Raw genomic sequence first — 5,095 nt, 5'->3', positions numbered from 1 at the left:
TTGCAGATCCGCGTCAGCAAAAACAGCTACGGGATTAAACCAAGGAAGTCCATCATTTAAGGTATAAGCCGGAGTTCCGTGGCCTTCAAGAACGCCTTGAACCAAGGCTTTTCTATCGAGTGCTAGATTAATAGCCTTACGAATCGACACATCCGCTGTGACATCGTTGCCGATCGGGTAACCGTCTTTCGTCTTCTCTCCGGATTTCACGTAAGGAAACATGATGCCACGATTGTCCACGGTTGCTGCTGTTCGTAGCTCCATGCCGTTCACGGTTTGCTTGCTGAATGCTGCAGGAATCGCAGCCATATCCACCGTTCCTGCTTTGGCTGAAGCAAAAGCGGCATCTTCACCTAGGAAAAGGAAGGTGATTTTTTCGAAAAACGGCTTTTTCCCATAGTAATCTTGATTCAATTCGACAATCAGCTGCTGCCCTTTATCCCACTGGACCCATTTGTAGGGACCGGAGCCGATTGGTTTGTTGGCATACTCCTTGCCGTGAGCATGTTTGGGGACTATGCCTGTTGAAACAAGCATTTGCGTAAACGTAGATTGCGGTTCTTTCAGTGTAAATTTGACAGTTACCTCATCAGGCGCTTCTACACGTTGGACATTGCTCAGATCAATAGCAGATCCGCTAGACGCAGCGGTTTGATAGGTGTAAACAACATCCTCTGATGTTAACGGTTGACCATCGCTGAATTTGACATCCTTGCGCAATTTTACTGTCCAAATGATTCCATCTTGGCTAACCTCATATCCCGTCGCCAAATCATTCGTAATATTCAAATTGCTGTCACGTTTAAGCAATGTGCTTTGGAACAGAGGCGATCCATATCGTCCCCACCCCGTTGTTGGATCAAAACCTGCTTCAGGCTCCCCGCCAATAGCTAGAACGAGCTCTTTTTTGCTAGCATCTGCCACAGGTTTTGGCTTCTCCTCTGTACAGCCGCTAATCCAAATAACAGTAACCATTAGCAGCACAAAAATGACTAGTCGATGTTTCATTTTCATTCCACCTCTCAATGTTCACGTGTGCAGTAGCACGATTAATTGAAATAGTAGCACAAAAATGACGACTAGTCATTACTCATTTCATCGAAATCCCTTACGACTTTTAATAAATTCCCAAAAAATCGAGTCGGAATCCCCGCTAAATTTTTACTAAAGGGAACTGGAGTCCTTTATTAGGAGAAAAACGAACCGTTTTCTCGCCGAGCGGAACCACAGGCTCTTATTTATCCTCCATGCTGCGTTTTCAGCAGAAATTGGCCAAATAGCGGAACATAGTTCCGCCTCCAACTAGATTACCTATGCATCCTCGAATTCCATCATGGCGTTCGGCAGTTGATCTTCAAATTGACGCCAATCGATGAGCATCTCATCCTCTGTCAATAAACAAGCATCGAGCGAGGCTGTAATGTCTGCCCGATCCATCTCTATCCCAATGAATACGACCTTATTCATGCGATCCCCGTAAGTGGCATCCCAGTGCGGTATCTGGTCTGCATCCTCTTCGAGAATGGCTTCTCTCTCTTCTTCCGGAAGCGCAGCTATCCAATACCCTGCGGGTCCGAACCGAACCGAGGGACCTGCTTGGCTCAAGTTTTGAGCATGATTGTTCCGAGTAGCCAACCACATAATCCCCTTGGCTCTCACGATCTCTGCAGGCCAATCCTCCATCCAGCTCATCAGCCGCGAAGGCTCGAACGGCCGGTCTCTTTCGTACACGAAAGAAGAAATACCATACTCTTCGGTTTCGGGCGTATGCTTTTCCTTCGCCAGCTCCTTCATCCAGCCCGCGGATGTGCTAACTTCATCAAAGTCAAAAAGATGCGTATTCAGAATGTCCGCTGGCGCCACTTGTCCATGAATAGAGCGAATAAACCTGGCTTTGGGCTGCAGCGTGCGCAGAACGCCTTCTAACTCATTCAGCTCCTCTTCCTCCAGCATGTCGCATTTATTCATAATAAGCACATCGCAGAATTCGATTTGATCGATCAGAAGATCCACTACTTCTCTTGTGTCGTCATCCCCAACCGCTTGGCTCCGCTCCAGCAGCGTTTCACCTGAGGAATAGTCCGTCCAGAAACGATAGGCATCTACAACGGTCACCATGCTGTCCAACCGACAGAACTGGGAAAGATCTATGCCCTGCTCCTCATCGATGTAGGTAAAAGTTTGAGCAACTGGCAGGGGTTCGCCGACACCGGTTGACTCAATCAGGATATAGTCAAATGTATTTTCTTTGGCAAGCCGCTCCACTTCCCTCAGCAAATCGTCTCGCAACGTGCAGCAGATGCAGCCATTGGACATTTCAACCAGACTCTCATTAGTCCGAGACAGCCCGCTGCCCTCGCGAATAAGCCCAGCGTCTATATTAACTTCGCTTAAATCATTGACGATGACAGCAACTTTCAAGCCATCCCGATTATGCAGAACGTGGTTTAACAAAGTCGTTTTACCGGCACCCAAGTACCCGCTCAAAACAGTAACTGGTATTTTATGATCTGACATGTTCATTCTCCTTTATTCGTCATTCAAAATTAGTCATTCAAAGCTTTCTTGAGTGCTTCCAAGTTTTTGGTCATGATTGCGATGTAGTCCAAATTTTGCTTTTTGTCTTCATCCGTCAAACCTTCTAGCGGATTAAGCACATCCGTTTTGGCATTGATTTCTTTGGAAATCGTTTGAGCCACCTTCGGATCGACCAATGTTTCAAAGAAAATCGTCTTTACTTGATTTTTTTTAGCAAAATCGATGATCTCGGCCATTCTGGCCGGTGAGGGCTCTTGTTCCGGCGAGAGTCCAGCGATTGGTACTTGGGTCAATCCATATTCTTTGGCCAGATAACCGAATGCGGCATGCTGTGTCACGAAATCTTTCTTTTTCACATTACTGAGACCCGTTCGGAAGGACTCATCCAAGGCTTTGAGCTTCGCGATAAAGACATCAGCATTTTTCCGATRGTCCGCTGTGTGAGCGGGATCGGCTTGGGTCAATCCAACCACAATGGACTCCACCTCTTTTTGAGCGAGAGCAGGACTTAACCAAACGTGAGGATCCAGGATTTTACCATCAGCAGCCTCTTTGTGGTCTTCATCTTTGTGTCCTTCCTCTTTGTGGTCCTCCTCTTCTTCCGGCAGCCCTGCCATTAATTCAATGCCTTTGCTGGCTTCAACAACAACACGCTTCTGATTGTCTGCACCCGCTAGCGCTTGTTCGGCCCAACCTTCCACGATTCCGTTGAATACAAACACATCCGCATTACTCACCTTCTTCATATCTTTGGCGCTCGGCTCCCAATCATGCGGTTCGGCACCAGCGGGTATCAAAGCGATAACGTCTGCATGCTCTCCAGCTACTTGCTTGGTGAATTCATACATCGGATAAAAAGTGGTGACTACGTTTAGCTTACCGGTGGTCGAGGACTGGGCTGCGCAGCCTGATAAAATAAGTGTGGATACGGCAGTGAATACGAGTGATTTTACAAGCCATGATTTTTCCATTTTCGTTTATTCCTCCAAATAAGTATGAAATGATAATGATTAAGCAGACTCCTGAGATGATGGCAGCAGAGCGCTGAAAGCCGTTTGTTCGGCTTGAAGCTCTTTTTGATTACTGGCTTTGCTGAACTTTACGATCAACTTTTTGATACTTAAACCAGCTATTAAGACGATTAATAAAAGAATCGCAATAGTTCCGCCAGGCGGCGTGCTTAATTCATAGGAAGCTGTAAGGCCTGAAAAAACACCAACCAAGCCAATCCCCATCGCGATAAAAAGTGACGAAACGAAGCTAGGCGCTATACGGATAGCTAGTGCTGCGGGAAGAATAATTAGCGCGGAGACGAGGAGCACGCCAACAATTGGCATTGCAGCGGCTACGATCATGCCCGTTAAAACACTAAAGCTAAGTGAAATCCATCTTACAGGCAGTCCATTCGTTTTGGCTGTATCTTCATCGAACGTAATTTGGTACAGCGGCCGGCGAAATACGTAGAAGAAGATACCTCCTATCAAGGCAACGATGAACATGAGCAGCAGCTCTATTTCATTGACGGCAACGACGGAACCAAATAAATAGGCAGAGAACCCTTTGTTGACACTTGGAGTAAGGCTCATGATGATGACAGCGGAAGACAACCCGCCAACCATAATAATCGCAACAGAAATCTCGCTATAGGATTTATAGGACCTTCTCACATATTCGACTGCGATTGCCCCCAAAGTTGCCACAACAAATCCAGATAACGTAGGGTTGATGTGCAGGTAAGCACCTCCCGCTACGCCGGCCAACGAGACATGCGAGAGCATATCTGCCATAAGCGCCTGCCTTCGAAGCATCAGATAAACGCCTAGAATGGAACCTATTATCGCTATCAACCCACCGGCACAAAATGCCCGCTGCATGAAGTCGTAGTGCAGCATTTCCATCCGCCATCCTCCTTTCTTTCCAGTTCAATGATTCGATTGAGATAAGGAGCTACTTCGCCAAGACTATGCGTCACCATAATAACTGTACGTCCGTGAACCTTGACTTGGTGGTGCATAAGTTCATAGAATCCGAACCGACTATCCTGATCCATCCCCGTCGTAGGCTCATCCAGCACAAGCATATCCGGCTCTTGGGCGAGCGCTCTGGCGATGCATATCCGCTGCTTCTGTCCCCCAGAGAGTTCCCCTATTTTACGCTTCCGCAAATCCCACATACCCACCTGCCGCAGTGCCATCTCCGTCAAGCGGTCATCTTCTATCAATAGCTTCCGGAACCACGAGCCGCTCGCGTATCTGCCTGAACGAACAAACTCAAGGATTGTGCTTGGAAATCCGCTGTTGAATGCTGAGATTTGTTGAGATACATAGCCAACTCTCAGCTTCTTGCCCTCTTCATTCGCCGATGATAGGAACACCTTCCCCTTCCATGGCTCAAGCAAGCCCAACATAAGTTTCAGCAAGGTTGACTTCGCTGCGCCATTAGGACCTGTAACTGCAACAAATTCACCTGATTGAATCTCAACATTAGCATCTTGTATGCAGGGAATATCGTTATATCCGATCTCCACCTCTTTCAAAGAAGCCACAAACATATGTAC

Annotated in this window: 5 protein-coding genes; all 5 read right to left on the bottom strand. The window is 47.2% G+C overall.

The features are described from left to right. On the bottom strand, positions 1 to 1,014 hold a 1,014-nt coding region (locus tag AC1DUA_RS22495; protein WP_477501899.1), incomplete at its 3' end, for an ABC transporter substrate-binding protein. A 297-nt stretch (positions 1,015 to 1,311) separates the two neighbouring features. After that, positions 1,312 to 2,517, bottom strand: coding sequence for a GTP-binding protein (locus AC1DUA_RS22490; protein WP_477501898.1), 1,206 nt, complete (start codon positions 2,515 to 2,517; stop codon positions 1,312 to 1,314). Positions 2,518 to 2,546: 29 nt separating this feature from the next. Beyond that, the gene (locus tag AC1DUA_RS22485) at positions 2,547 to 3,509 is read right to left on the bottom strand and encodes a metal ABC transporter substrate-binding protein (protein WP_477501897.1); all 963 of its coding nucleotides are present in this window, start codon (positions 3,507 to 3,509) and stop codon (positions 2,547 to 2,549) included. Positions 3,510 to 3,548: 39 nt separating this feature from the next. Beyond that, positions 3,549 to 4,436, bottom strand: coding sequence for a metal ABC transporter permease (locus AC1DUA_RS22480; RefSeq protein WP_477501896.1), 888 nt, complete (start codon positions 4,434 to 4,436; stop codon positions 3,549 to 3,551). Then, complete coding sequence (locus AC1DUA_RS22475; protein ID WP_477501900.1) at positions 4,382 to 5,089, bottom strand: metal ABC transporter ATP-binding protein; 708 nt, start codon at positions 5,087 to 5,089, stop codon at positions 4,382 to 4,384. The genes AC1DUA_RS22480 and AC1DUA_RS22475 overlap by 55 nt, the downstream gene beginning before the upstream one ends. Positions 5,090 to 5,095 lie beyond the last annotated feature (6 nt).

Source organism: Paenibacillus sp. 01T422, assembly GCF_056398785.1.
Note: the sequence above shows the minus strand (reverse complement) of the source record. Positions and strands in the feature narration are given on the sequence as shown.